The organism is Psychromonas algicola, assembly GCF_004378355.1.
In the GTDB taxonomy this organism is placed as follows: Bacteria; Pseudomonadota; Gammaproteobacteria; order Enterobacterales; family Psychromonadaceae; genus Psychromonas.
The window spans coordinates 1-504 of record NZ_SNUB01000095.1 but is presented as its reverse complement, the minus strand read 5'-3'; the positions used below and the strand labels follow the sequence as shown (position 1 = coordinate 504).

The following is a 504-nucleotide window of genomic DNA, read 5'->3' as shown; positions in this document are numbered from 1 at the left end:
AAACGATCCTTAAGATCCCAGGACATATTGCGTTAGAGTCTGTTGATATATGGCTTCAAGATGAAGCGAGATTTGGCCAACAAAACACAACAACACGATTATGGGCAGAAACAGGCAGTCGACCAAGAGCAGTAAAGCAGCAACAATTTGAGTATGCATACCTATTTGGTTCAGTCTGTGTAACGAATAGTGCTAGCGAGGCGATGGTTGTTCCATTTGTTAATAAAGAGATTATGAAAGCACATTTATTACAGATATCCAAAGCGACAGTCTGTAATAGACATGCCATTGCTATTATGGATGGTGCAGGTTGGCATGTTGATAATATTGATGCAGACTTGGATAACGTTTCAATAATAAAACTGCCACCATATTCACCGGAACTAATACCAATCATAGTAAGTAACTGATCTATTTTACTTGTTAAAATGGCTTATTTTTTCGTTGTAAGTTTCGTAAAGGGAACAACCATTTACATCAACTTACGCCTCAAACTAAGCTATT

Annotated in this window: 1 pseudogene; it reads left to right on the top strand. The window is 37.5% G+C overall.

Annotated elements, in window-relative coordinates:
• Positions 1-395 (top strand): annotated as a pseudogene (locus tag E2R67_RS16505) (transposase); the annotation flags it as partial.
• Positions 396-504: the final 109 nt, after the last annotated feature.